22 protein-coding genes and 2 tRNA genes are annotated in these 23702 nt (G+C 70.7%); 10 read left to right on the forward strand and 14 right to left on the reverse strand.

What is annotated here, in order from left to right; translation table 11 throughout:
- The first annotated feature begins 6 nt into the window (after positions 1-6).
- A complete protein-coding gene (locus tag ABZ865_RS27660; RefSeq protein WP_361235814.1) occupies positions 7-1425 on the forward strand; it encodes an amidase in 1419 nt (472 codons plus the stop codon).
- Here the strand turns inward: ABZ865_RS27660 and ABZ865_RS27665 are convergent.
- Positions 1406-1900 carry a DUF3830 family protein gene (locus ABZ865_RS27665; RefSeq protein WP_361235817.1) on the reverse strand — a complete coding sequence of 165 codons (495 nt, stop codon included), beginning with the start codon at positions 1898-1900 and terminating at the stop codon, positions 1406-1408. The two genes, ABZ865_RS27660 and ABZ865_RS27665, sit on opposite strands and share 20 nt — an antisense overlap.
- Positions 1901-2151: 251 nt before the next feature.
- Here ABZ865_RS27665 and ehuB point away from each other — a divergent pair, with 251 nt between their 5' ends.
- From ehuB to ABZ865_RS27695, 6 genes are all read left to right on the forward strand, one after another.
- Positions 2152-3051 carry an ectoine/hydroxyectoine ABC transporter substrate-binding protein EhuB gene (ehuB, locus tag ABZ865_RS27670; protein ID WP_361235820.1) on the forward strand — a complete coding sequence of 300 codons (900 nt, stop codon included), beginning with the start codon at positions 2152-2154 and terminating at the stop codon, positions 3049-3051.
- A 24-nt stretch (positions 3052-3075) separates the two neighbouring features.
- Positions 3076-3822 (forward strand): ectoine/hydroxyectoine ABC transporter permease subunit EhuC, encoded by a 747-nt coding sequence (gene ehuC / locus ABZ865_RS27675; protein WP_361236354.1) that lies wholly within the window; start codon positions 3076-3078, stop codon positions 3820-3822.
- Entirely contained in the window at positions 3819-4463 is a 645-nt protein-coding gene (gene ehuD, locus ABZ865_RS27680; protein WP_361235822.1) for an ectoine/hydroxyectoine ABC transporter permease subunit EhuD, read from the forward strand. The genes ehuC and ehuD overlap by 4 nt, the downstream gene beginning before the upstream one ends.
- Complete coding sequence (gene ehuA, locus ABZ865_RS27685; protein ID WP_361236357.1) at positions 4459-5274, forward strand: ectoine/hydroxyectoine ABC transporter ATP-binding protein EhuA; 816 nt, start codon at positions 4459-4461, stop codon at positions 5272-5274. The genes ehuD and ehuA overlap by 5 nt, the downstream gene beginning before the upstream one ends.
- A gap of 208 nt (positions 5275-5482) precedes the next feature.
- The gene (locus ABZ865_RS27690) at positions 5483-6241 is read left to right on the forward strand and encodes an IclR family transcriptional regulator C-terminal domain-containing protein (RefSeq protein WP_361235825.1); all 759 of its coding nucleotides are present in this window, start codon (positions 5483-5485) and stop codon (positions 6239-6241) included.
- A 91-nt stretch (positions 6242-6332) separates the two neighbouring features.
- Positions 6333-6406, forward strand: a tRNA-Lys gene (locus tag ABZ865_RS27695).
- Here ABZ865_RS27695 and ABZ865_RS27700 read toward each other — a convergent pair.
- The 5 genes from ABZ865_RS27700 to ABZ865_RS27720 form a co-directional block, all read right to left on the reverse strand.
- The gene (locus tag ABZ865_RS27700; protein WP_361235828.1) at positions 6372-8054 is read right to left on the reverse strand and encodes an AMP-binding protein; all 1683 of its coding nucleotides are present in this window, start codon (positions 8052-8054) and stop codon (positions 6372-6374) included. The two genes, ABZ865_RS27695 and ABZ865_RS27700, sit on opposite strands and share 35 nt — an antisense overlap.
- A 39-nt stretch (positions 8055-8093) precedes the next feature.
- The gene (locus tag ABZ865_RS27705) at positions 8094-8555 is read right to left on the reverse strand and encodes a DUF3592 domain-containing protein (protein WP_361235830.1); all 462 of its coding nucleotides are present in this window, start codon (positions 8553-8555) and stop codon (positions 8094-8096) included.
- Positions 8556-8644: 89 nt separating this feature from the next.
- The gene (locus ABZ865_RS27710) at positions 8645-9259 is read right to left on the reverse strand and encodes a lytic polysaccharide monooxygenase (protein ID WP_361235833.1); all 615 of its coding nucleotides are present in this window, start codon (positions 9257-9259) and stop codon (positions 8645-8647) included.
- Between the two features lie 136 nt (positions 9260-9395).
- Entirely contained in the window at positions 9396-10541 is a 1146-nt protein-coding gene (locus tag ABZ865_RS27715; RefSeq protein WP_361235836.1) for an SPFH domain-containing protein, read from the reverse strand.
- A 98-nt stretch (positions 10542-10639) separates the two neighbouring features.
- Positions 10640-12001, reverse strand: a complete 1362-nt coding sequence (locus ABZ865_RS27720; protein WP_361235839.1) for a peptidoglycan-binding protein — start codon at positions 11999-12001, stop codon at positions 10640-10642.
- A 197-nt stretch (positions 12002-12198) separates the two neighbouring features.
- Between ABZ865_RS27720 and ABZ865_RS27725 the strand changes: the two genes are divergently transcribed.
- The 3 genes from ABZ865_RS27725 to ABZ865_RS27735 all read left to right on the forward strand — a co-directional run bounded on the left by ABZ865_RS27725 (position 12199) and on the right by ABZ865_RS27735 (position 16452).
- Positions 12199-12272, forward strand: a tRNA-Lys gene (locus ABZ865_RS27725).
- A 323-nt stretch (positions 12273-12595) separates the two neighbouring features.
- The gene (locus tag ABZ865_RS27730) at positions 12596-14518 is read left to right on the forward strand and encodes a glycosyltransferase family 2 protein (protein WP_361235842.1); all 1923 of its coding nucleotides are present in this window, start codon (positions 12596-12598) and stop codon (positions 14516-14518) included.
- Positions 14515-16452: a kelch motif-containing protein gene (locus tag ABZ865_RS27735; protein WP_361235845.1), complete on the forward strand. Its 1938-nt coding sequence runs from the start codon at positions 14515-14517 to the stop codon at positions 16450-16452. Before ABZ865_RS27730 ends, ABZ865_RS27735 begins: the two co-directional genes overlap by 4 nt.
- Here the strand turns inward: ABZ865_RS27735 and ABZ865_RS27740 are convergent, their stop codons facing one another.
- The 8 genes from ABZ865_RS27740 to ABZ865_RS27775 form a co-directional block, all read right to left on the reverse strand.
- Positions 16453-17496, reverse strand: coding sequence for a glycoside hydrolase family 6 protein (locus ABZ865_RS27740; protein WP_361235849.1), 1044 nt, complete (start codon positions 17494-17496; stop codon positions 16453-16455).
- Positions 17497-17612: 116 nt separating this feature from the next.
- Positions 17613-18263, reverse strand: coding sequence for a class F sortase (locus ABZ865_RS27745; protein ID WP_361235852.1), 651 nt, complete (start codon positions 18261-18263; stop codon positions 17613-17615).
- Between the two features lie 14 nt (positions 18264-18277).
- Complete coding sequence (locus tag ABZ865_RS27750; RefSeq protein ID WP_361235855.1) at positions 18278-18916, reverse strand: hypothetical protein; 639 nt, start codon at positions 18914-18916, stop codon at positions 18278-18280.
- 106 nt (positions 18917-19022) lie between these two features.
- Complete coding sequence (locus ABZ865_RS27755) at positions 19023-19802, reverse strand: HAD-IIA family hydrolase (RefSeq protein WP_361235858.1); 780 nt, start codon at positions 19800-19802, stop codon at positions 19023-19025.
- Between the two features lie 166 nt (positions 19803-19968).
- Positions 19969-21024 carry a 2-aminoethylphosphonate ABC transporter substrate-binding protein gene (locus tag ABZ865_RS27760; RefSeq protein ID WP_361235861.1) on the reverse strand — a complete coding sequence of 352 codons (1056 nt, stop codon included), beginning with the start codon at positions 21022-21024 and terminating at the stop codon, positions 19969-19971.
- A gap of 59 nt (positions 21025-21083) precedes the next feature.
- The gene (locus tag ABZ865_RS27765) at positions 21084-21881 is read right to left on the reverse strand and encodes an ABC transporter permease subunit (protein ID WP_361235864.1); all 798 of its coding nucleotides are present in this window, start codon (positions 21879-21881) and stop codon (positions 21084-21086) included.
- A complete protein-coding gene (locus ABZ865_RS27770; protein WP_361235867.1) occupies positions 21868-22662 on the reverse strand; it encodes a 2-aminoethylphosphonate ABC transporter permease subunit in 795 nt (264 codons plus the stop codon). The genes ABZ865_RS27765 and ABZ865_RS27770 overlap by 14 nt, the downstream gene beginning before the upstream one ends.
- On the reverse strand, positions 22655-23701 hold the full coding sequence (locus ABZ865_RS27775) for an ABC transporter ATP-binding protein (RefSeq protein WP_361235870.1): 1047 nt from the start codon (positions 23699-23701) through the stop codon (positions 22655-22657). The genes ABZ865_RS27770 and ABZ865_RS27775 overlap by 8 nt, the downstream gene beginning before the upstream one ends.
- Between the last annotated feature and the right edge of the window lies 1 nt (position 23702).

Genomic DNA, 23702 nt, shown 5'->3' on the forward strand with positions numbered 1-23702 from the left:
GGGTGCATGCAGCTCACCGACCTGACCGCCGTAGAACTCCTCGACGGCTACCGCAAGGGCGAGTTCAGTCCCGTGGAGGCGACCGCCCAGGCGCTGGAGCGGGCCCGCAGGGTGCAGCCGGGGCTCAACGCGTTCACGCGGCTCCTCGACGAGGAGGCGGCGGTGCGGGCGCGGGAGTCGGAGGAGCGGTGGCGGCGCGGTGAGCCGGCCGGGCTGCTGGACGGCGTGCCGGTGACGGTGAAGGACCTCCTGCTGCTGCGCGGCCACCCGACCCTGCGCGGCTCCAAAACCCTGTCCGAAGAGGGACGTTGGGACGAGGACGCGCCCTCCGTCGCCCGGCTGCGCGAGCACGGCGCGGTGTTCGTCGGCAAGACCACGACACCCGAGTTCGGCTGGAAGGGGGTCACGGACTCCCCGCTGTGCGGCGTGACCCGCAACCCGCACGACCCGTCCCGCACGGCGGGCGGCTCCAGCGGCGGCAGCGCGGTGGCCGTGGCCGTCGGCGCGGGTCCGCTGTCGCTGGGCACGGACGGCGGGGGCAGCGTACGGATCCCGGCCGCGTTCTGCGGGATCTTCGGGCTGAAGCCGACGTACGGCAGGGTGCCCCTGTATCCGGCGAGCCCGTTCGGCACGCTGTCGCACGTCGGGCCGATGACCCGGGACGCGGCGGACGCCGCACTGATGCTGGACGTCATCGGGGTGCCCGACTCCCGTGACTGGTCGGCGCTGCCGCCCGCGCCGGGCTCGTTCGTGGCGGCGCTGGAGGGCGGGGTGCACGGGCTGCGGGTGGCGTACTCGCCGTGCCTGGGCGGGCAGGTCGCGGTCCAGTCGGCGGTCGCGGCGGCGGTGCGGCGGGCGGTGGCGGGCCTCGCCGACCTCGGCGCGTACGTCGAGGAGACCGACCCCGACTTCAGCGACCCGGTGGAAGCCTTCCACACCCTGTGGTTCAGCGGTGCGGCGCGGCTGACGGAGGGGATCGCCCCGGAGCGGCGGAAGCTACTCGATCCCGGCCTGCGGGAGATCCGCGCGCAGGGCGCCCGCATGAGCGCGCTGGACTATCTGGCCGCGGTGGACGTCCGCATGGACCTCGGCCGGCGGATGGGCCGCTTCCACGAGTCGTACGACGTGCTGGTCACGCCGGCGCTGCCGCTCACCGCGTTCGAGGCGGGTGCCGAGGTGCCGGGGGGCTCCGCGCACCACCGCTGGACGGGGTGGACGCCGTTCACGTACCCCTTCAACCTCACCCAGCAGCCCGCCGCCACGGTTCCCGTTGGCACCGACGCGTACGGACTGCCCGTGGGGCTGCAGATCGTCGCCGCCCGGCACCGGGACGACCTGGTGCTGCGGACGGCGCACGCGTTGTTCGAGGCGGGGGCCGCCCGCAGCCTCACGCCCACCGGAAGCATCACGCCCGGCGGAAGCTGAGCGTCTCCCCCGCGGCACCCGTGCGCCACAGGTCGTTGCAGGCCTCGGCCATCCGGTCGAGGCCGTCGACCACCTCGCCCCAGACGATGCCGGGCACCCAGCCCACGTCGCCGTTGAGGAGGAGGTTGTTGCGCTCGTAGAAGAGGGCCAGGTCGACCAGGGTGGTGCCGGGGCGGACCTCGCGGTCGTAACCGTAGGCCCGCGTGCCCAGTTCGGCGCCGGCGAAGGAGAAGTAGCAGAGGTCGCCCGGGATCGGGGTGACCGTCGGGTTCTCCAGCGGGGGCTCGGTGGCGGCGAACGGCGGGAACAGGGCGTAGATCTCGTTGCGCGCGTACTTCGCGTGATAGACGTCGCCGCTCAGGGGCAGTGCGTCCCACACCGCGGCGCAGGTGAGCGGTGCCCGGTCGGCGAGCAGCCGCGCCGTGCAGCGCACTCCGCGGCGGTCGAGCGCCACTTCGACATGGCGGTCTGACATTCCCTCTCCTCACGTCTGCGCGGGTGCGTCTCCACGTGCTTTCTCCATGTGCCGTCTCCGCGGGTGCGTCTGCCCGGCCCGCCGCGGCTCAAGCGCCTCGCGCACCCGGCGACTGGACACAGATCAGGGCCGCGTAGATCACGGTTGGGTTACGCCCCCCAGTCTCACCGCATAGTTCACGGAGATCGGGCAGGCGCCACCACTGGTTTACGGCCAGACCTGGCAAGGCTCTCTCTGGAGGTTGCGCGCCCATGTCCGAGTTCCCGAACCTGTCCCGCCGCGGCTTCCTCACCAGAAGCGCGGCCGTCGGTGGTCTGCTGACCGTCCCCGGGCTCCTGACCGCCTGCAGCAAGACCAGCACCGGCGACAGCGGGGCCTCGAAGCTGGCGCAGCTCAAGAAGCAGGGCTATGTGCGGGTGGCGTACGCGAACGAGGCCCCCTACGGCTACGAGGAGAACGGAAAACTCCAGGGCGAGGCGCCCACCCTGCACCAGACGATCTTCAAGGCCTTGGGCGTCGACGAACTGCGCCCGACCTTCGCCGAGTTCGACGGCCTGATCCCCGGTCTGCAGGCCGGCAAGTACGACGTGATCAGCGCCGGCATGGCCATCATCCCGGACCGGTGCGAGAAGGCACTGTTCTCGGAGCCGGAGTTCATCTCGCCCACCGCGATGATGGTCAAGAAGGGCAACCCCAAGAACCTGACCGATCTGGCCTCCGCGAAGAAGGCCGGAGCCACCGTCGGAGTGCTGGCGGGCGCGGTCGAGAAGAGCTACGCCACCGCCGCCGGGTTCTCCGAGGGCGACATCAAGACGCTGCAGAAGCAGCAGGACGGCGCGGACGCGGTCAAGGGCGGCCGCATCGACGCCTTCGTGCTGACCGGGATATCGCTGCGCTGGCTCGCCCGGACCAACCCGCAGGTGGAGGTCACCGACTCGTTCGTGCCGGAGGTGGACGGCAAGAAGCAGTACAGCCCGGGCGGCGCCGTCTTCCGCAAGGGCAGCGAGGAGTTGCGGGACGCCTTCAACGCGCAGCTGAAGAAGATCACTTCGGATCCGGCGCAGTACGTGCGGCTCATCGGCCGGTACGGCTTCGGCAAGGACACCATCCCCCCGGCGAGCCTGAAGACCGCCGACCTGTGCAAGGCCTGACGGGCCTCGCCGGTGAGTGATTCCATGAACGGCTTCTACTCCTATTTCTTCGGCCATGTCTCCCAGGTGTGGTCCGGGCTGACCGTCACACTGGAGGCCACCGTCCTCGGTTCGGCCGTGGCCCTGACCCTGTCCTTCGTGTTCGGCTTCATGGCGAACAGCAGGCCCGTGCTCGTGCGAGGGCTGTCCCGGGTCGTCGTGGAGTTCTTCCGCGGCACCTCGCTCTACGTCCAGCTGTTCTGGCTGTACTACGCGTTCCCGCTGCTGACCGGGTACGAACTCACCCCGCTCGTCTGCGGCGTGGTGGCGTTCGGCATGAACTACGGCGCCTACGGCTCCGAAGTGGTGCGCGGCGCGCTGAACGCCGTACCGCGGGCGCAGTGGGAGGCGGCGGTCGCGCTGAACCTGACGCCGGCGCAGCGCATGCGCCGGGTGATCCTGCCCCAGGCCTGGGCGCAGATGATCCCGCCGTTCACCAACCTGCTGATCCAGCTGCTGAAGTGCACCCCGCTGCTGTGGCTGATCTCCGCCGCCGACCTGACGACGGTGGTCCAGCAGATGCGTGACCGCACGGGCTCGACCACCTGGGCCTATCTGACCCTGCTGGTGATGTACTTCGTGCTCGCCTACGCGCTGACCCTGCTGATGAACGCGCTGGAGCGGCACGCCAAGACGAAGCTCGGCCAGCACACCGGCGCCGGCAGCCTGCTGCGCAGCCGCAGCGCGCAGTCGGCGGAGCGGCCCGAGGTGACGGCGGGAGGCGCCCTGTGAACTACAGCTGGGACTGGGGTGCCGTCCGCGAGTCGCTGCCGCTGCTGTGGCACGGGTTTCTCACCACCCTGCTGGCCACCGTCCTCGGCACGCTGGTGGCCGCCGTGCTCGGGCTGGTCGTCGCCGTGGCGGGCCGGGCGCCGACCCGGCTGGTGACCGTTCCGGTCCGGGTGGTCACCGAGTTCGTCCGGTCGACCCCGCTGCTGGTGCAACTGGTCGGCGCCTACGCCGTCTTCAACACGGTGGAACCGCTGACCATCGGCATCGCGGTGCTCGGCATCCACTACGCCGCGTATCTGTCGGAGGTGTACCGGGCGGGGATCGACGGGGTGCCGAAGGGCCAGTGGGAGGCCTGCCGGGCGCTCTCGCTGCCACCGCGCCGCACCTGGCAGGCGGTGATCCTGCCGCAGGCGGTGCGCAGCGTGCTGCCCGCGCTGGGCAACTACGCCATCTCCATGTTCAAGGAGACCCCGTTCCTGGCCGTCATCACGGTCACGGAGATGGTCGCCGAGGCCCGCGAATACGGCGCGGACCACTTCACGTACGCCGAGACGTTCACGCTCGCGGGCCTGATCTTCCTGGCGGCAAGTTATCCGACCTCGCTTCTGATGAGAAAGCTGGAGCAACGCCTTGGCCATTGACCCTCTGCAGAAGCCGACCAGCCAGGACGGGACCCCGGGCACGCCCGCCGACCTGGTGCGCTTCGACCACGTGGTCAAGCGCTTCGGCGACCATGTCGTGCTGGACCGGCTGGACTTCGGCGTCCAGCGCGGCAAGCACGTGACGCTGATCGGGCCGAGCGGTTCCGGCAAGACGACCATCCTGCGGCTGCTGATGACCCTGGAGCGGGTCAGCGACGGCGTGATCTGGGTGGACGGCGAGCCGCTGTCCCACATGCGCGGCCCGGACGGCGGGCTGAAGCCGGCCAACGAGAAGTACCTGCGCGGGGCCCGCAGGAAGATCGGGATGGTCTTCCAGCAGTTCAACCTGTTCCCGAACATGAAGGTGCTGCAGAACATCACGGAGGCACCGGTCAACGTCCTCGGGCTCGGCCGCGAGGAGGCGGAGGCGCGGGCGCGCGAGCTGCTGGACCTGGTCGGGCTCTCCGACAAGGTCGACGCGCACCCCGCGCAGCTCTCCGGCGGCCAGCAGCAGCGTGTGGCGATCGCGCGGGCGCTCGCCATGCGACCGGAGATCCTGTTGCTGGACGAGGTGACCTCCGCGCTCGACCCGGAGCTGGTCGCGGGCGTGCTCGACCTCCTCAGGGACATCGCGCGCACCACCGACATCACGATGCTGTGCGTGACCCACGAGATGGGTTTCGCCCGGGATGTCTCCGACCAGGTGATGATGTTCGACTCTGGCCGGATCATCGAGGCGGGCCCTCCGGAGAGGATCTTCAACGAACCGGAACAGGAACGCACCCGGGAATTCCTCAGCGCGGTGCTGTGACCACGAGGTGTGAAGACGGGAAGAGCCGAGGTCCAGGCGGTGGGTGATGACCCTGGCATATGCCAGAGGGTCTGCGCCGCAGTTGGGAGGGGGGCGGCGGGCAACGCAATCTCGCCAACCCCCTCTTCCTCAAGGGCCTTTGCCCGTTATCGTGGTAACGATCCGCCGACCGGATGTAGCGGCCATGAGAGCGAGCGCAGGGGGAACCGTGGCGCTGATGCACGAGCCGACCGCCCCGTACCACTCGGCCCAGGACGCGCTGCGCGTCCTGGAGACCGTGGCCCGTCACTCCGCCGGCATCACCGACACGGAGCTGGCCCGCCGCACCCGCCTGAGCGCCGAGCGGCTGACCGCGCTGCTGCGCATGCTGCGCCGCGAGGGCTACGTCGAGCAGATCACCGACGGGGCGTACGTCACCGGTGACACCCTGCGCCGGCTCACCTCGGCGCACGACCGCGAGCGGGCCCTGCGCGACAAGATCCAGCACACCCTGAACCGGCTGCGGGACTCCGTCGGCGCGGCCGTCTACATGAGCCGCTACGTGGACGGCGAGGTCCGGGTCACCCAGTACGCCGCCGGACCGGCCACCCCGGCGGTCAACGAGTGGGTCGACTTCCGCTACTCCGCCCACGCCACGGCCGTCGGCAAGAGCCTGCTGACCCAGCTGGACCACAACGGCCGCCGCGACCACCTCTCCCGTCACAAGATGCCCCGCCTCACCTCGCGCACCATCACCAGCGACAAGCTGCTGCTGTCCCGCCTGGAGGCACAGCCGCCCACGGTGCCCGTCCTGGACCTCCAGGAGTACGCGATCGGCACGGTCTGCGCGGCCGTCCCGATCACCGCGGGCGCCTCGGTCGGCTGTCTGGCGCTGTCCCTCCCGGTGGAGCACGCGCACCGGCTGAAGCAGGCCGCGGACACGCTCAACCGCAGCGCGGCGCCGATGCTGCTGTCCCTGACGATCTAGGCCCACTCAGGGTGGTCACGAGCACCCCTCGGGACCAGGTAGTATTTTCTTCGTCGCCAGCCGTGGGAAACCGACGGAGGGCGGGAGTCATGCGCCGCTAGCTCAGTTGGTTAGAGCAGCTGACTCTTAATCAGCGGGTCCGGGGTTCGAGTCCCTGGCGGCGCACAGATGAAGGGCCCTTCGCGGAAGCGAGGGGCCCTTCGGCGTGCTCGGTGCCCGCCGCATCCTCGGCGTCTTCGCAGGTCAGCCTGCGGTAGGCGGCCTCCCCCGGCGGTCGCCACCACACCGGGTCGGCGCACCGGAGTCCCTCGCACCGCAGCAGTGCCCGGTGGATCTTGTTGGTCGCCGTCACCGGCATCCGCTCCACCACCCGCACGAACCGGGGCGCCATCTTCGTGCCGAGGTCCGGCTGGGCCCGCAGGAACGCCTCGAACCCCTCCGGGTCGAAGGTCCCGGCGACCGTCGCCATCACCTGGTCCCCGGTCACCGGGTCCGGCACCCCGTACACGGCCACGGCCTGCGCACCCTCGTACCGGGCGAGGATGTTCTCGATCATTGCGGCGGCCAGGTTCTCCCCGTCGACCCGGATGCGGTCGTCGGTGCGGCCGGCGAAGTAGAGGTAGCCGTCGGCGTCCCGGTAGAAGAGGTCCCCGGTCCAGTACGCCCCGTCTCGGCGCCGCTCGGCCTCGGCGGTCGGGTTGCGCCAGTAGCCCTCGAAGGGGTTCGGGCCCCGGTTCACCAGCTCGCCTATGGCCTCGTCGCCGTTGAGCAGCCGTCCGGAGGCGTCGAAGGCGGCGGGCGGACACTCCCGTCCGGAAGCGGGGTCGAGGACGACGAGCCCCGGGCCCGCCGGTCCCACCGCTCCCTTCGGGGTCCCCGGCGCCCACTGGACGGCCGCCCCGCCCTCCGACGACCCATAGCCCTCCACCAGCCGCACCCCGAAGCGCCGCGCGAAGGCCTCCGCGTCCACCGCTCCCGCCTCCGTCCCGAAGCCGAGCCGCAGCGGGTTGTCCCGGTCGTCGGGCCGTTCCTCGGTGGCGAGGACGTACTGGATCGCCCGCCCGACGTAGGTGAAGTACGTCGCCCGGAAGCGGCGCACGTCCGTGAGGAACCCGGACGCCGAGAACCGCCGGCGCAGCGCCACCCCGGCCCCGGCGGCCAGCGCGGGCGCCCAGTCCGCGATCACCGCGTTGCCGTGGAACATCGGCATGCAGACGTAGTGCACGTCGTCGGGGCGAACCTGGAACTGCCGGACCAGGGCCTCTCCGGCCGCCGCCAGCCGGCCCTGCGAGCAGATCGCGGCCTTGGGCGCGCCGGTGGACCCGGAGGTGAAGTACAGGAGCATCCGGTCGGCCGGGGCGGCCCGGGACGGGTCGGGCACGGCGCCGGCGTAGGGGGCGAGGAGGGCGGCGTACTCCCGGGTGTCCGTGACGAGGATCCGCACCCCGGGCAGTTCCAGCCCGGCCAGCAGCGGGAGGTGGGCCCGCTCGGTGATCAGCAGCGGGCACTCGGTGTGCCGGATGTCCCGGGCCAGCTCGGCGCCCCGGCGCGTGGGGTTGATCCCGGCGACGGCCGCTCCGGCGAGCGCGGCGGCGCCGAGCCAGAGCGGGAACTCCTCGGTGTTGTCGAGCAGCACCCCGACATGCGGTAGGGCCCCCGCGGGCAGCAGGTCGGCGAGCAGCGCCGCCCGGGCCGCCGCGCCCGCCGCCACCTGGTGGTGCGTGAGCACGCGCTCCTCGCACCACATCCCCGGCCGCCGGTCCCCCCAGCGCGCCGCGACCAGCCCGGCGACCGTGCGCGTCCTGGACTCCATGGAGGCGCACGGTAGCTGACGTCACGTCAGATGTGGAGGCTAGGGCAGGATCTCGTCCGCCGCCGAGAACATCAGATGGGCGACGACCATGAAGGTGACGCAGCCCGCGATGAACACACCGAAGAACGCCACCACGCAGCCAGCCTCGGCCGCGAGCTTCCCGCGCGCGGGGGCGTGCGCCGTCGCCCGCTCGGGATGCTCGGGCGTGTAGTGCACGGTGACGATGTCACCCTCGACGATCGTCGCGGGGCCGCTGCTCTCCTCGAAGCGGACGGAACGGCCCTCGCGGGTGGTGAACTCGTACACGTGGTGCAGCGTCGTGCTCACGGAGGTCTGGCCGCCGCCGCTGGTCGTGGTGTACGAGCGCAGACACCGCGCCTCGGCCGTCAGCCCGCCGTTCCAGGCGCTGCGCACCTCCCGTGAGCGGCGGAGAATCCTGACCAGCGCGAAGACCGCCATCGCGATCATGAGCGTGGGCACGACGTAGAACAGCGCTTCCATGGATCCCCCCGGAACTCCGTACGCCGCCCGGATCGGCCGGCGTGGGAGGACCCTACCCACGCCGGCCGCGCCGTTGGCTCAACGGAGCCTCAGAAGGTGACGTCGGAACAGGCGTAGAACGCGTTGCCCGTGTCGGCGATCGTCCACACCGCGAGGATGACGTGGTGACCGCTCAGCCCGGACGGCAGGGTGCCGCTGTGGCTGAGGGTGGCCGGCGGGCGCTGGCCGTTGTACGGCACCGTCAGGAACGGGGTGAGGTTGAGGTCCGAGCGGGACAGGTTGTGGTTCTGGTTCCAGCCCGGCTTGGTGACGTAGTACTTGAAGTCGGTCGTGGCGTGCATGGCGGTGAACTGCCAGCGGAAGGTGTACGACTGACCTCCCGTCACCCTGGTCGTGGGCCAGGCTCCGCCGGACGGGGTCCTGGGCGAACTGAGCTGGGCGAAGCGGCTCAGGCCGCCGTTGCATATCTGGCCGTCGGCGGGTCCGGCGGCCGGGAAGCCCTTGGGGCCCTCGACGCTCTGCGGCTCCCACTGGATGTCGCCGCAGTTCGTCACGGTGCCGTTCTGGCAGAGCTTCTGCCTGCTGATGGGGAGGTCGGTGTAGCCGTGGCCGCTGGCGCCGCCGGTGGAGAGCGCGAAGGCTCCGGCGGTCACCACGCCCAGCACGGATGCGGATAACGCAGACAATCTGGTCTTCGTGCGCATGCTGCCGCTCCTGGAGAACGTGGGGAGTTTCACTGAGCTGAGCTGTGCGTGCGGTACGTAGGTCTAGACCAAGTCCCAGATTATTGCCGACAGTTGAACATGTCCATACCAATCGCGGGAACGGCCGCCGGTCCGGTCACGCCGGTTCCCCGCGTCCCGAGCAGAACGCCACCGTCAGGTCCCGGACCAGGACCTTGCGTTCGTAGTCGTCGAGTTCGACGAGTCCGCGCGTGGTCAGCCGGGTCACCGTGTCCTCCACCGAGTCCACGACCGAGCCGAGCATGTCGGACCGCTGCTGCGCGTCCAGCGCGGCGATCCGGCGCCGGTGCATCGCGGCGGCGATCTCGGGGGCGTACTCCACCCGCACCGGCTGCACCGAGAACACCTCCAGGCCGACCGGCGCCGCGTCCGCCGCCACCAGCCGGGTCAGCGCCTCCCCCGCCGCGTCCACCCCGCCCCGCGCGCCGCCCGGCGGTTCCACCGGCACCCGGGCCAGGGCCGCCTCCACGCACCCGCGCAGATACGACTCGTGCTCCTCGACCCCGAGCAGCGCCCGCGCGGTGTCCCGCACCCGCCACACCACCAGGACGACCACCCGCACCGCGACCCCGTTCGCGTCCGCCGCCGGCATCACCTCGCTGCGCCAGTGCCGCAGCCGTACGTCCGCCCGGCGCCGCCGCAGCAGCGGGTTCACCCAGAACAGGCCGGTACGGCGCACCGTGCCCTGGTAGCGGCCGAACAGACCGAGCACCCAGGCCCGCCCGGTCTTCCCCCGGGCCAGCCCCCCGAACCCGGCCAGCCCGAGCGCCCCGGCCCCGGCGTACGCCGCCCACTGCGCCGGGCCCGGCCCCGCGCCCGTGGACACCTGCAGGCGCAGCGCCTCCACCGCGAGCGACGGCAGCACCCCCGCCCACCACGAGGTGGCCAGGCACCCCGCCACGCCGCTCACGCCGGCGAACACCCCGGCCGCGCCGGGCAGCACCCGCGCCGGGCGCTCCACCAGCTCCGGATCGACCTGGGCCACCGGCCGGCCGCGGACGGGGGCCTGGCGCCCGAGGCGCGGCTGCTCGCCGGTGCCCTGCCGCCGGCCCACCACGGCGGGCTTCAACGGCACGGACACGGGGGCGGGTTCGTCACGGAAGAGCAGATGGACGGGGATCTCGGTGGTGGCCTCGTTCTGGATGAGCCGGGGCGGACGGGTGGTGGTGCCCGTGGCGAGGGGCGTGCCCTCGGGGAGTTCCTCGGGCTCGGGCGTGTGTGACGTGGTCGTGCTCGTACTCATGCGTGCCTCCAGCCTCCGCGCCAGATGCGTCATGACTTGGAAATGAGAACGGGGGCGGGGATGCGCCACCCCCGTGGGACCGCCTGCCGTGAGAGCGCCTACGCGAACAGCCGGCGCCAGGTCTCCGGACCCGGATAGCCGTCCGCCGCGCCGCCGCGCCAGCCCTGGCTGCGCTGGAAGGCCTCCACGGCCCGCCGGTCGTCCTCGCCCCAGGCCGGACCGGGCCGGTCGTCGTAGAACCTGCCGAATCCTTTCTCCACCAGCCGCTTCCCCAGCTGGGTGACGTAGGTGTTCTCCATCCCCGGCCGGAAGTAGTTCCGGCCGGGGTAGCCGGGCACGCCGTGCGAGGCGGGCTGCCCGGGCTTCTTCGTGCGGGACCCGATGTCCTTGCCCTTCCCGGTGACGAGGAGGTCCCAGGTGGCGGGGCCCGGCAGCCCGTCGGCGTCCGCGCCCGTCCAGCCCTGGGCCTTCTGGAACGCCTGGGTCGCCAGCCGGTCGGCATCGCTCCAGACCGGGCCGGGTCCCTTGGTGTAGTAGGAGCCGCCGCCCCGGGCCACCAGCATCTCGCCGAGCATGGTCACGTACTTGTTGTTGGCGCCGGGTCCGAAGTACGAGGCGCCCGGGAAGGGGACCGCCTTGGCGTCGGTGGCCGGTTCCGCGACCGGTTTCGGGGCCTGCTCCGTGCCCTGCTCCGTGCCCTGCTCCGTGCCCTGCTCCGCGCCCGCCGTGCCGTCAGTGAGTTCCTTGTAGCGGTAGGGGATGTACTTACTTGCGTTGGTCCAGTACTGGTAGGGGGTCGGCTGGGTGCGAGCGTGCGGCGGCGTCTGCTCGTACACCGTGTAGTAGGTGTGCGTATAGTCCGTCCAGCCGCCGAAGATCACGACATGGGATCCCTTCTCCGGGTTGTCCGGGTTGTGGAAGAGCAGGATGTCGCCGGGTTGCAGCTCGTCCTTGGTGATCTTCACGCCGAACTGGTCGAGGCTGCCCGTCCACTCGTTGGATCCCAGCCCCCAGGCCATGGACACAAAGCCTGAGCAGTCCTGCCGGTACCCGTCGGTCCAGTAGTCGGACATGCTGTACGGCACCCTCGCGCCGATCCAGATCTTGGCCCGGTTGATGATCGCGGTGCGGGTGGTGGTGGGGGTCTTGGCCGAGGGCTTGATCGGCTTGCCCGCCGGGCCGTGCAGCGGGGACCTGGGGCCCTGCGGGGTGTCGTGCTGATCGTCCGCCGTGTCGGCGCCGGGGCGGGGTGGGGAGTGGAGGGCGGGGAGTGCGGCGGCCGGGGCCACCGCGCCGAGGGCGGCGGACGCGGCGGCGGCCGCGACCATGACGCCCCGGATCGCCGGGTGACCGCCGCGGCGGCCGGACAGCCGGCGGGGGGTCGCCCGCCGCACGTGAACGCAACCGGGGCAGGCGCAGTCGCTCACGGGATCGAATTCTTCGAACACCGGAGCGTCCATGCGATCTGCCTCACATTCGGAGTTGATTTGTCCGTGAGTGTGCACGTTGATCAGTTTCACAACTGTCTTCGGGACGCGCATGTTGACGGTCCGAATGATGTACAGCCCCCGACGGCCCGCCCTCCGGATGCGGCAGGGTGGCCGTCCGGCGGTCCGAAGCACCCCTCCAGGTCATGTAGAGTTTTCCGTGTCAGCAGGCGCCGCTAGCTCAGTTGGTTAGAGCAGCTGACTCTTAATCAGCGGGTCCGGGGTTCGAGTCCCTGGCGGCGCACAGACAGGAGAGGGTCCCTCGTGCAAACGAGGGACCCTTTCGCTTTTGGCCGACTCGGTGAGCCGTAAGAGACCACTTCGGCACCATCCGTACCCGGCTGTTCCCCTCAGCCCCATGTGATCGGTGAACACCGGAATGCGCATCTTGCGATCATGGCGGACGGCGTAGAACCCTGGATGTTCAACGTGCCGCCGGTTCGCGGCAGTTGGGGGGAAATAAGCCGGAAAGCACGGTTCCATGGCGCCGGGGCGTGGAAGACATGGCTTCGGTGGACCACCAGAACCGCACGGACACGCGCTGACCAGCGTGTGGGGGGATGACTCATGACGTCGACGCCGTCGGGCGCCGGACACACCCATCGTTCATCACAGACCGCACACGATCGATCACAGACCATCCAGCTCAGGGTTCCCGCGGGCCGGGCCGGCGGCACGGGGACGTTCCACCGGCTCAGAAAGAGCCTGCCGAGATACGACTATGAGCACTACAGCCGACTGGCGGGCCCTCTCACCCAGCCAGCCCCGGGCGTGCCGTACACCGTGCGGTACCGCTCGCTGCTCTCGCAGGAGCCGCACCGGATACGCGCCGCGCTGATGCTGGGCGCCGCCCCGCTGCTGTCCCTGGTCCTGCTGGCCTGGCTGCTCCAGCCGGAGCACTGGACCGCGCGCGACCACCCGGCCCACGCCTTCCTGCCGGCGCTCGACACCGTCATGCTCGTCTCGATCGGACTGATCGAGTTCTTCCGCTGCATGAACGTGCTGTCGAACGCGCACGCCACCCTCGTCGCCCGCGACCCCGTCCCGGTGGTGCCCGAGACCGGCACCCGGGTCGCGTTCCTGACCTCCTTCGTGCCCGGCAAGGAGCCGCTGGAGATGGTCACCAGGACCCTGGAGGCGGCGGTACGGCTGCGCCACCGGGGCCTGCTGCACGTCTGGCTGCTGGACGAGGGCGACGACCCGGCCGTCAAGGAGGTCTGCGCCCGGCTCGGCGTCCACCACTTCTCCCGCAAGGGCGTCGAGCGGTGGAACCGGCCCAAGGGTCCGCACCGCGCGAAGACCAAGCACGGCAACTACAACGCCTGGCTGGAGGCGCACGGCGGCGCCTACGACTACTTCGCCTCCGTCGACACCGACCACGTCCCGCTGCCCAACTACCTGGAGCGGATGCTCGGCTGGTTCCGCGACCCGGACGTCGGCTTCGTCATCGGCCCGCAGGTCTACGGCAACTACGACACGTTCGTCACCAAGGCCGCCGAGTCGCAGCAGTTCCTCTTCCACGCGCTCATCCAGCGCGCCGGCAACCGCTACGGCGCCCCGATGTTCGTCGGCACCTCCAACGCCGTACGCATCAGCGCCATCCGGCAGATCGGCGGCCTGTACGACTCGATCACCGAGGACATGGCCACCGGGTTCGAGATGCACCGCGCCAGGAACCCGCTGACGGGCAGGAAGTGGAAGTCCGTCTACACACCGGACGTGCTCGCCGTCGGCGAGGGGCCGGCCGCCTGGACCGACTTCTTCACCCAGCAGCTGCGCTGGTCCCGGGGCACGTACGAGACGATCCTCAAGCAGTACTGGAAGGGCCTGTTCACCCTGCCGCCCGGCAAGCTCTTCAACTACACCATGATGATCATCTTCTACCCGATGTCCGCCCTCAACTGGATCCTCGCGGCCCTGAGTTGCGCGCTGTTCCTGGGCCTGGGCGCATCCGGTGTGAACATCGACCCGACCGTGTGGCTGATGCTGTACGGCAACGCCTCCGCGCTCCAGATCGGCCTGTACATCTGGAACCGGCGGCACAACGTCTCCCCGCACGAGCCGGAGGGATCGGGCGGCGTCGCGGGCATGGTGATGTCGGCCCTGTCCGCGCCGATCTACGCCCGCTCGCTGACGGACGCGGTCCTGCGCCGCAGGAGCAGGTTCGTGGTGACCCCGAAGGGCGATTCGGCCAGCCCCGACACGCTGTTCGGGACCTTCCGGATCCACTGGTTCTTCATCCTGGTCTTCGCCGGTTCCCTCGCCGCCGGCTTCCTCCTCGGGCACGCGCACCCGGCGATGATCACCTGGGCGTCCCTCGCCCTGCTGATCACCGCCTCGCCGATCCTCGCCTGGCGGTACGCGCTGCGGATGGAGAAACGGAAGGCCGAGGCGCCACAGGCCTCGCACGCTCCTCGGCAGCGGCCCACCATGGGCGCGGGGCACGTCGACCAGACCATGCAGATCGCTCTCGGGGGACGTAAGGAATGAACGACCATGCCGGCCGCCGCCGTGCCCGACGACTCGCGATAGGCACGGGGGTCTTCCTCGTGCTGGCCGCGATGAACGGGCCCTGGCTGTACCGCTTCGGAACCGAGCGGTACCACCAGTACAAGATCGACAGACCCGCGTACAAGGCCGCGAACGGCCACTGGGAGATCGTCGAGTTCCCCGAGAAGTACCGCCAGGACACCATCCACGCGGCCCTCCTGCACACCGGCAAGGTGCTGCTGGTCGCGGGCTCGGGCAACAACCAGGCCAACTTCGACGCCAAGAAGTTCGACACCCGGCTCTGGGACCCGGTCAAGGGCACGATCAAGAAGATCCCCACGCCCAACGACCTGTTCTGCACCGGCCACACCCAGCTCGCCGACGGCAACCTGCTGATCGCGGGCGGGACCAAGCGGTACGAGAAGCTCAAGGGCGATGTCACCAAGGCCGGCGGCCTGATGATCGTCCACAACGAGAACCCGGACAAGCCGATCACCCTGCCCGCGGGCACCAGGTTCACCGGGAGGAGCAACGGCAGGACGTTCGTCTCCAAGGACCCGGTGCTCGTACCCCGCGCGGAGAAGGTCTTCGACCCGAAGACCGGGGCGTGGCTGCGCAACGACCCCGGTCTCGGCCGCATCTACGTCGAGGCGCAACGCAGCGGCACACGCTACGAGACCGGCACCCAGGACAACTACCGCATCCAGGGGCTGTCCGGCGCCGACGCGCGCAACACCTACGGCATCGCGCAGAAGCTGGCACTCGACAAGAAGGACTTCCAGGGGATCAGGGACGCCTACGAGTTCGATCCGGTCGCCGAGCGGTACATCAGGGTCGACCCGATGCACGAGGCCCGCTGGTATCCGACGCTCACGACACTGTCGGACGGCAGGATCCTCAGTGTCTCCGGGCTCGACGACATCGGGCAGCTGGTGCCGGGCAAGAACGAGATCTACGATCCCGGGACCCAGACGTGGGCGTACACGAGGAAGATCCGGCAGTTCCCCACGTATCCGGCCCTGTTCCTGATGCAGAACGGGAAGATCTTCTACTCGGGGTCCAACGCGGGGTACGGGCCGGACGACGTGGGCCGCGATCCCGGGATCTGGGACGTGGACAGCAACAAGTTCACCAAGCTGCCCGGGCTGAGCGACCCCAACATGATGGAGACGTCCGGCACGGTGCTGCTACCGCCCGCGCAGGACGAGAAGTACCTGGTGATCGGGGGCGGCGGGGTCGGCGAATCCAAGCTGTCGAGCAAGGTGACGCGGCTGATCGACCTGAAGGACAAGAACCCGAAGTTCGTGGACGGGCCGTCGCTGGAGAAGGGCACGCGCTATCCGCAGTCCTCGATCCTGCCCGACGACACCGTGCTGGTGTCCGGCGGCTCCGAGGACTACCGGGGGCGGGGTGCCTCCGACATCCTCCAGGCCCGGCTGTACCACCCCGGCAGCAACAGCTTCACCCGGGTCGCCGATCCGCTGGTGGGGCGGAACTACCACTCCGGGTCGATCCTGTTGCCGGACGGGCGGGTGATGTTCTTCGGGTCCGACTCGTTGTACGGGGACAAGGGGAACACCAAGCCGGGGAAGTTCGAGCAGCGGATCGAGATCTACACCCCGCCGTATCTGTACCGGGGGTCCCGGCCGGCGTTGAGCGGGGGGCCGCGGACGATCGCCCGGGGTGCTTCGGGGACGTTCACCTCGAAGCACGCGTCGAGGATCAGGAAGGTACGGCTGATCCGGCCGAGCGCCTCGACCCATGTGACGGACGTGGATCAGCGGTCGATCGCTCTCGGCTTCAGGGCGGACGGCGACAGGATCACGGTCACGATGCCGAAGAACCGGAATCTCGTGCAGTCGGGCTGGTACATGCTGTTCGTGGACGACGCCCGGGGGACGCCGTCCACGGCGCAGTGGGTCAAGGTGCCGTAGCTACTCGCTGTTCCTGGCCAGGGCGAGTGCGTAACTCGCCCACCAGTCACCCGCCTTCGGGCCTCCCTTGCAGGTGCCGTCCGACTCGCCCGGGCGCTTCACCCACAGGTAGGCGTCCACCAGCGGGTCCGCCGTCCTCGTCGTCGGGGGTTCGCCCAGGGCCCGGCCGGGCGGGTTGCACCAGCGTTCGGCCGGATCGCCCTGGGCGTAGGGGCCGTTGCCGTTGCGGCTGGTGTCGATGACGAAGTGTTTGCCGTCCACCTTGGCGGAGAGCTGCTTGCCGTAGGCGAGGGAGTCCTGGGTGGAGTAGAAGTTGGCGACGTTGACGGAGAAGCCGTCGGCCTGGTCGATGCCCGCCCGTCGGAGGGGCTGGAAGATCTGGTCGGGCCGGCCCCAGCCGGCGTTGCCGGCGTCCAGGTAGACCTTGGTGTTCTTGAGGGACGTGAGCTTGGTGACGGCGCCCTTGAGGAGGTCGTAGCGCTCCTCGTGGAACTGGGCCGGGGTGCAGCCGTCCACGAGGTGGAGTACGGCGTCCGGTTCGAGGACGACGGTGGCGGCGCGGTCGCCGATGCCCCGGGCGACCGCGCCGATCCAGGCGCGGTAGGCGTTGCCGTCGGCGGCGCCGCCCTGGGAGTACCGGCCGCAGTCGCGTTGCGGGATGTTGTAGAGGACGAGCAGGGCCGTGCGGTCGGACTGCTCGGCGGCCTCGGTGAAGCCGCGGGCCTCCTGCTCGGGGTTCTCGGGGCCGATCCACTCCCCCGTCGGCTGCTCGGCGATCTTGCGGATCTGCCGGGCCTCGGTCTTCCTGCCGGCCTTCACATAGGCGGCGACCTGGCGGGCCGCGGTGCCGTCCGGGTTGACCCAGAACGGGTCGGCGGACTTGGGCTGTTGGGTGATGCGGGCCCCCAGGTTCCCCCCGCCGTCGCCGTCGCCTCCTCCCCCGCCCCCTCCTGATGAGCAGGCCGCCAGCAGCAGTGCCGCTCCCAGTAACAGCGCCGACGCCCGGGCCCGTGGCACCGGGCGCGCCCCCCTGATGTCGTCCATGCGTGTCCCCCCTGGGCGCATCGGTCCGAGCGCCAATCGTGACATACCGGCCGTGCCGGACACGAGGGCGCGCGGGGTCGCGGGTGGTCGCGGCCGTGGCGGGTGGTCAGGGGTGGTCAGCGAGTCGTGCCGGTGAGGTAGGCGGAGACGACCACGTTGGCGGTGTAGCTGTGGGTGGCGCGGTCGAAGGTGCCGCCGCAGGTGATCAGCCGGAGTTCGGCGCGGCCGGGGACGCGGGGGCCGTAGGCGAGCTGGGCGTCGAAGTGGTCGACGGGCAGGACCCGGACGTCGTCGATGGTGAACTGCGCGACCGTGTCGTCGGAGCGCACCACGCGGACGGTCTCGCCGGGCTTGAGGGTGCTGAGCTGGTAGAAGACGGCACGCCGGGTCTCGGTGTCGACGTGTCCGACCATGAGCGCGGTGCCGGCCGCGCCGGGTGTGGTTCCGGCGCGGTACCAGCCGACCACGCCCGGCTGGTCGAAGGGCGGCGGGTCGATGGCGCCCCGCGAGTCCAGGCCGCGGGCCGTCACGGGGGCCTGGACGCCCAGTTCGGGGATGTCGATCCGCTGCGGGAGCGCGCTGCCCAGCGGCTCGGCCGGGGCGGGCAGCTGGACCGTGCCGAGGCCGGCCACGTCACCGTCGGCGGACCCGGCGGTGGGCAGGCCGGTCAGGTCACGGCCCCACAGCCACAGCCCGAGCAGCAGCACGGCCCAGGCGAGGGCCGTGATGAGGCGTCCGGTGCCGGTGGTGTGCCCGTCGTCGGACATGGCGGCGCGGGCCCTCAGTCCGTGCCGCGGCTCCGGCGGGCCCTGAGCACCCCGACGGCGGCCGCGGCGCATCCGGCGAGGGCCAGGCCGGTCACGGCCTGGGCGGTGTCGGGGCCGGATCCGGTGGTGGCCACCGTGGCGAAGTGGGCGGCGCCGCGCTCGGCGGCTCCGTCGTCGGCCGCGAGGCCGTCCGTCGCGGGGCCGTGGGGCGCGGTGCCGCCGCCGCCCGCGTGGACGGGGGCGAACGGCGAGGCGGGGGCGGCGGGCTCATTGGCGTCCGAGGACTGCCCGGACTGGCGGCCCCCGCCGGACGGGTCACCGACCGTGATCCGCTCGGTGAAGGACCGGCCGGCGCAACTGACCCTGACGTCGTACGCGCCGGGCTGCAGGGAAGAGCGCACCCGGGTCTCGCCGCCGAGCGCGCCCTGGGCGCCGGTCAGGCGGGCGTCGGAGACGAACGCGTCGGAGACGGCGGTGCCCTGCGACCCAGAGCAGCCGCGCACCCGCAGGGAGACGTCGTTGCCCGGGGCCGGTGCGGCCGGGGTCACGGTGACTCCGCCGTCGTTCGTGCCCCCGTCGGCCGCGTGGGCCGCCGGGGTGAGCGCGGCGACGGCGAGGATTCCAGTACAGAGAGTGAGACGTAGTGAGCCCATCGTGAACCTCCAGATACTGGGAGGCTCCCCCGTACCGTGCGCCTCCGCATCCTCGGGAGGCGCACGATTGCTCCATACGGGTGGCTCGGAGTTTGCCGGTCCCTGCTCAGACCAGGTCGACGATGTCGGCGATGGAGTCGACGATCCGGGACGGGCGGAAGGGGTAGCGGTCGATGTCCCCGGGCTGGGTGACGCCGGTCAGCACCAGGAGGGTGCGCATGCCGGCCTCCAGGCCCGCGAGGACGTCGGTGTCCATGCGGTCGCCGATCATCGCGGCGGACTCGGAGTGGCCGCCGATCGCGTTGAGGCCCGCCCGCATCATCAGCGGGTTGGGCTTGCCGACGAAGTACGGCTTCTTGCCGGTCGCGGCGGTGATCAGGGCGGCGACCGAGCCGGTGGCGGGCAGGTCGCCCTCGGTGGAGGGGCCGACGTTGTCGGGGTTGGTGGCGATGAACCGGGCGCCGTTGTTGATGAGCCGTACGGCCTTGGTCAGGGCCTCGAAGGAGTAGGTGCGGGTCTCGCCGAGGATGACGAAGTCGGGCTCGTGGTCGGTGAGGATGTAGCCGACGTCGTGCAGCGCGGTGGTCAGGCCGGCCTCGCCGATGACGTAGGCGGTGCCGCCGGGCCGCTGGTCGTCCACGAACTGGGCGGTGGCCAGGGCCGAGGTCCAGATGTTCTCCACCGGCACGTCCAGGCCCATCCGCTGCAGCCGGGCGTGCAGGTCGCGGGCGGTGTAGATGGAGTTGTTGGTGAGTACCAGGAAGGGGCGGCCGGACTCGCGCAGCTTCTTCAGGAAGGCGTCGGCGCCGGGGATCGGCACGCCCTCGTGGATCAGGACGCCGTCCATGTCGGTGAGCCACGTCTCGATGGGCTTGCGGTCTGCCATGTGTGCGTCTCCTGGCGTGCGTACGGTCAAGAAAGGCTGGGGCGCCGGAACCACGGCGTACCGACGCCCCAAGCCTAATCAGCGGGGCCTGATCTTGACCCCGGTCAGAACGGGCTGATCCGCGCTCCGCCGATCACCCGTCGACCACCCGTCGACCACCCGCGGGTCAGCTGCCGGTGGCGGACTTCCAGTCCTCGATGTACGTGGCGAGGTTCTTGTCGATGTCGTTCCAGTCCGGCGTGAAGATGTCCACGCCGTCCATCAGCTTGGTGAGCGCGATGGCGTTGGCGTCGGTGGCCTTGACGTCCTGGCGGGCGCTGAAGCCGCCGCCGATCTCGCTGACCCCCTGCTGCTGCTTCTGCGCGAGCATGAAGTCGAGCAGCTTCTTGCCGTTCTCGCCGTGCGGGGCCTTGGTGACCAGGCCGGCCGCGTAGGGCAGGGCGAACGTGGTGGGCTTGCCGCCCTGCTTCGCCGGGAACCAGATGCCGAGATGGGGCATGTCCTTGGACTGGGCGTAGTTCATCTGCACATCGCCGTTGGCGACGAGCAGTTCGCCCTTGTCCACCTTGGGGGCGAGCTTGCCGGTGGAGGCGGACGGGCCGACGTTGTTGGCCTGGAGCTTCTTCAGGTAGGCGAGGGCCGCGTCCTTGCCGCCGAAGTCGTGGATCGCCTTGATGAGGACGGCGGTGCCGTCACCGGCCACACCCGGGGTGGAGTACTGGAGCTTGTTCTTGTACGTGGCGTCGAGCAGCTGTTCCCAGGTGGTGGGGGCCTGCTTCAGCTGCTTCTTGTTGTAGACGAAGCCGAAGTAGTTGTTGACGACGGAGATCCAGGTGCCGTCGGGGGCCTTGTCGGCTCCGTTGACCTGCGCGGAGTCCTTCGGCTCGTACTTCTGCAGCAGGCCCTTGCTGTCGGCCTGCTGGATGAACGGCGGCAGGGTGACCAGCACGTCGGCCTGTGGGTTGCTCTTCTCGCGGACGGCGCGCTGCACCATCTCGCCGGAGCCGCCCTCGACGTACTTGACCTTGATGCCGGTCTGCTTCTGGAAGTCCGCGAAGACCTTGTCGTACCAGCCGTCGCCGTTCTCGCCCTTGAGGCCGTCGGCGCTGTAGACGGTGACGACCTTCTCGTCGGAGGCGGCGGAGGAGCCACCGCAGGCGGACAGCAGCGGGGTGGCGATGAGGGCGAGGGCTATGGTGAGCGTGACGCTGTTTCTGGGCATGGCGAGGCGAACTCCTTGCAGGTGAGGGCGGGTTGGGCGGGGGGTTGGACCGGGGTGGCTCAGCGGTACGACGCCCGGGTGCGGACCCGGGAGACGGCGAACAGGACGAGCAGGGTCGCGGCCATCAGCACCACCGCGACGGCGGAGCCCACGAACAGGGCGCCTCGGTCGGTGGCCGCGTAGATCAGGACCGGAAGCGGGGTCCAGTCGGGCGGATAGAGCATCATCGTGGCGCTCAGCTCGCCCATCGACAGGGCGAAGCAGAGGCCGGCCGCGGCGGTGAGCGACGGCAGCAGCAGCGGCAGCCGCACCCGCCACAGGACGTACGACGGGCGGGCGCCGAGGGAGGCGGCGGCCTGCTCGTACGCCGGGTCGAGGCGGGTGATCGCCGCCGACACGGACTGGTGGGCGAAGGCGGTCACCAGCACGGTGTGGGCGACGATCACGATCCACCGGGTGCCGTTGAGCAGCAGCGGCGGCTCGGAGAAGGCCACCAGGACCGACAGTCCGACCACCACCGACGGCACGGCGACCGGCAGCACGAACAGCGCGTCCAGGGCCCGGCGGTGGCGCTTCTTCAGGGCCGCCCCGGCCAGCGCGGCCCAGGTGCCGGTGGCCAGCGCGAGCAGGCTGGCGGTGACGGCGGTGACGAGACTGGTGGTCAGGGCCTGCAGAGCCTCGCCGCGGGTGGCGGCGCGGTAGTGGTCGGCGGTCATGCCCGAGGGCAGGACGCCGGCCCAGTGGGTGGCGAAGGACGCGCCGAGGACGACGAGGAGCGGCAGGGCGAACAGGGGCAGGAAGAGGAGCAGGAACACCGCCCACACGGCCCACTTGGCCCTACGGCTATGCACCAGCACGACGGCTCACCACCCGGTACAGGCCGTACAGCCCCACGGAGATCAGGACGTTGACGACGGCGACCACGCACGCGCCCGGATAGTCGGACTCCAGGATCGCCTTGCTGTAGACGAGCATCGGCAGGGTCGTGACCCCTTTCGCGCCGGTGAACAGCACGATGCCGAACTCGTTGAGGCAGAGGACGAGGACGAGGCTCCCGCCGGCCGCGAGCGCGGGCAGCGCCTCCGGCAGGATCACCGTCCGCACGATCCGGGGCGCCCGGGCCCCCAGCGAACTGGCCGCCTCCAGTTGCGCGGTGTCCAGTTGCGAGAAGGCGGCGAGCAGCGGCCGCATCACGAACGGCGTGAAGTACGTGACCTCCGCCAGCAGCACCCCCCACGGCGTGGTCAGGAACTGGAGGGAACCGACGACGCCGGTGACGATGCCCGTGGTGCCGTAGATGAACAGCAGCGCCAGCGTGATCAGGAAGGACGGGAAGGACAGGTACACATCGATGAACCGCGCCACCCCCTTCGCCCCGGGGAAGGGCACGAACGCGATGACCAGCGCCAGCAGGAAGCCCAGGACCAGACAGCCCACGGTGGAGGCCGCCGCCAGCCAGACGGTGGTCCACAGGGCGTGCCGGAACGCCTCCGAGGCGAAGACGTCGGCGTACGGCTGGAGGGAGGTGCCCCCGCTGTCGGGCCGGCAGGACTGCTGGACGACGAGGGCGAGGGGGCAGAGGAAGAAGAGGGCGAGGAGGGCCACCGGGGGCAGGGCCCAGAACAGGCGTCTACTCATGAGTGACTCCGGCGGGCAGCAGCACCGCGTCGTCCGGGGCGAAGTGCAGGGCCACGACATCCCCGAGCGACGGCGGGTTCTTCAGCTCCCGCAGGTCGGCCATCAGGCTGTGCCCGTCGACCTCGACGTAAAGCCGGTGCGTGGCGCCCCGCCACTGGATCTCGGTGACGGTACCGGCGACCCGGTTGGGCCCTTCGCCGAGCCCGACCAGATGCGGCCGTACGCACAGGGTGGCCCGCGCCCCGGCGAGCACCGCGTTCGTCTCGACCTTCAACTCGGTGCCCGCGAAGGAGACGGACCCCGAACCCACGGTCACCGGCAGCAGATTCGCGCCGCCCACGAAGGACGCCGCGAATGCGTCGGTGGGCGCCCGGTACAGCTCCCTCGGCGTCCCGCACGCGCGCAGCCTCGCCTTGTCCATGACCGCGATCCGGTCGGCGAGCGTCAGCGCCTCGACCTGGTCGTGCGTGACGTACAGCATCGACACGTCCGGCAACTCCCGGTGCAGTCGGGCCAGTTCGGCCAGCATCCCGGACCGCAGCTGGGCGTCCAGCGCGGACAGCGGTTCGTCCAGGAGCAGCACGTCCGGCCGGATGGCGAGCGCGCGGGCGATGGCGACGCGCTGCTGCTGGCCGCCGGACAGCTCGCGCGGGTGCCGGCGGGCGTAGGCGGCCATGCCGGTCATCTCCAGGGCCTCGGCGACCCGCCCCCGGATCTCTCCCCGGGGCATTTTCTGGGCCTTGAGTCCGAAGGCCACGTTGTCCTCGACCCGCATGTGGGGGAAGAGGGCGTACTGCTGGACGACCATGCCGATGCCCCGGCGGTACGGCGGCAGGTCCGTCACGTCCCGGCCGCCGAGAAGCACCCGCCCGGACGCGGGCCGGACGAACCCGGCGACCGCCCTCAGTGCGGTGGTCTTGCCGGAGCCGGACGGCCCGAGCAGCGCCATGACCTCGCCGGACTCGACGGTCAGGTCGAGCGAGTCGAGGACGACGTTCCCGTCGTAGGCGACGGTGACGGAGTCGAAGCGGATGCCCATG

Origin of the sequence: Streptomyces sp. NPDC047085 (assembly GCF_040643735.1) — a bacterium.
GTDB lineage: Bacteria > Actinomycetota > Actinomycetes > Streptomycetales > Streptomycetaceae > Streptomyces.

What these genes read in the sequence shown, in the direction of transcription:
- ABZ865_RS27660 (WP_361235814.1), top strand. Translation starts at nt 7, where the DNA reads ATGCAGCTCACCGACCTGACCGCCGTAGAACTCCTCGACGGCTACCGC.
- ABZ865_RS27665 (WP_361235817.1), bottom strand. Translation starts at nt 1,900, where the DNA reads ATGTCAGACCGCCATGTCGAAGTGGCGCTCGACCGCCGCGGAGTGCGC.
- ehuB (WP_361235820.1), top strand. Translation starts at nt 2,152, where the DNA reads ATGTCCGAGTTCCCGAACCTGTCCCGCCGCGGCTTCCTCACCAGAAGC.
- ehuC (WP_361236354.1), top strand. Translation starts at nt 3,076, where the DNA reads ATGAACGGCTTCTACTCCTATTTCTTCGGCCATGTCTCCCAGGTGTGG.
- ABZ865_RS27700 (WP_361235828.1), bottom strand. Translation starts at nt 8,054, where the DNA reads ATGGAGTCCAGGACGCGCACGGTCGCCGGGCTGGTCGCGGCGCGCTGG.
- ABZ865_RS27705 (WP_361235830.1), bottom strand. Translation starts at nt 8,555, where the DNA reads ATGGAAGCGCTGTTCTACGTCGTGCCCACGCTCATGATCGCGATGGCG.
- ABZ865_RS27710 (WP_361235833.1), bottom strand. Translation starts at nt 9,259, where the DNA reads ATGCGCACGAAGACCAGATTGTCTGCGTTATCCGCATCCGTGCTGGGC.
- ABZ865_RS27715 (WP_361235836.1), bottom strand. Translation starts at nt 10,541, where the DNA reads ATGAGTACGAGCACGACCACGTCACACACGCCCGAGCCCGAGGAACTC.
- ABZ865_RS27720 (WP_361235839.1), bottom strand. Translation starts at nt 12,001, where the DNA reads ATGGACGCTCCGGTGTTCGAAGAATTCGATCCCGTGAGCGACTGCGCC.
- ABZ865_RS27730 (WP_361235842.1), top strand. Translation starts at nt 12,596, where the DNA reads ATGACGTCGACGCCGTCGGGCGCCGGACACACCCATCGTTCATCACAG.
- ABZ865_RS27735 (WP_361235845.1), top strand. Translation starts at nt 14,515, where the DNA reads ATGAACGACCATGCCGGCCGCCGCCGTGCCCGACGACTCGCGATAGGC.
- ABZ865_RS27740 (WP_361235849.1), bottom strand. Translation starts at nt 17,496, where the DNA reads ATGGACGACATCAGGGGGGCGCGCCCGGTGCCACGGGCCCGGGCGTCG.
- ABZ865_RS27745 (WP_361235852.1), bottom strand. Translation starts at nt 18,263, where the DNA reads ATGTCCGACGACGGGCACACCACCGGCACCGGACGCCTCATCACGGCC.
- ABZ865_RS27750 (WP_361235855.1), bottom strand. Translation starts at nt 18,916, where the DNA reads ATGGGCTCACTACGTCTCACTCTCTGTACTGGAATCCTCGCCGTCGCC.
- ABZ865_RS27755 (WP_361235858.1), bottom strand. Translation starts at nt 19,802, where the DNA reads ATGGCAGACCGCAAGCCCATCGAGACGTGGCTCACCGACATGGACGGC.
- ABZ865_RS27760 (WP_361235861.1), bottom strand. Translation starts at nt 21,024, where the DNA reads ATGCCCAGAAACAGCGTCACGCTCACCATAGCCCTCGCCCTCATCGCC.
- ABZ865_RS27770 (WP_361235867.1), bottom strand. Translation starts at nt 22,662, where the DNA reads ATGAGTAGACGCCTGTTCTGGGCCCTGCCCCCGGTGGCCCTCCTCGCC.
- ABZ865_RS27775 (WP_361235870.1), bottom strand. Translation starts at nt 23,701, where the DNA reads ATGGGCATCCGCTTCGACTCCGTCACCGTCGCCTACGACGGGAACGTC.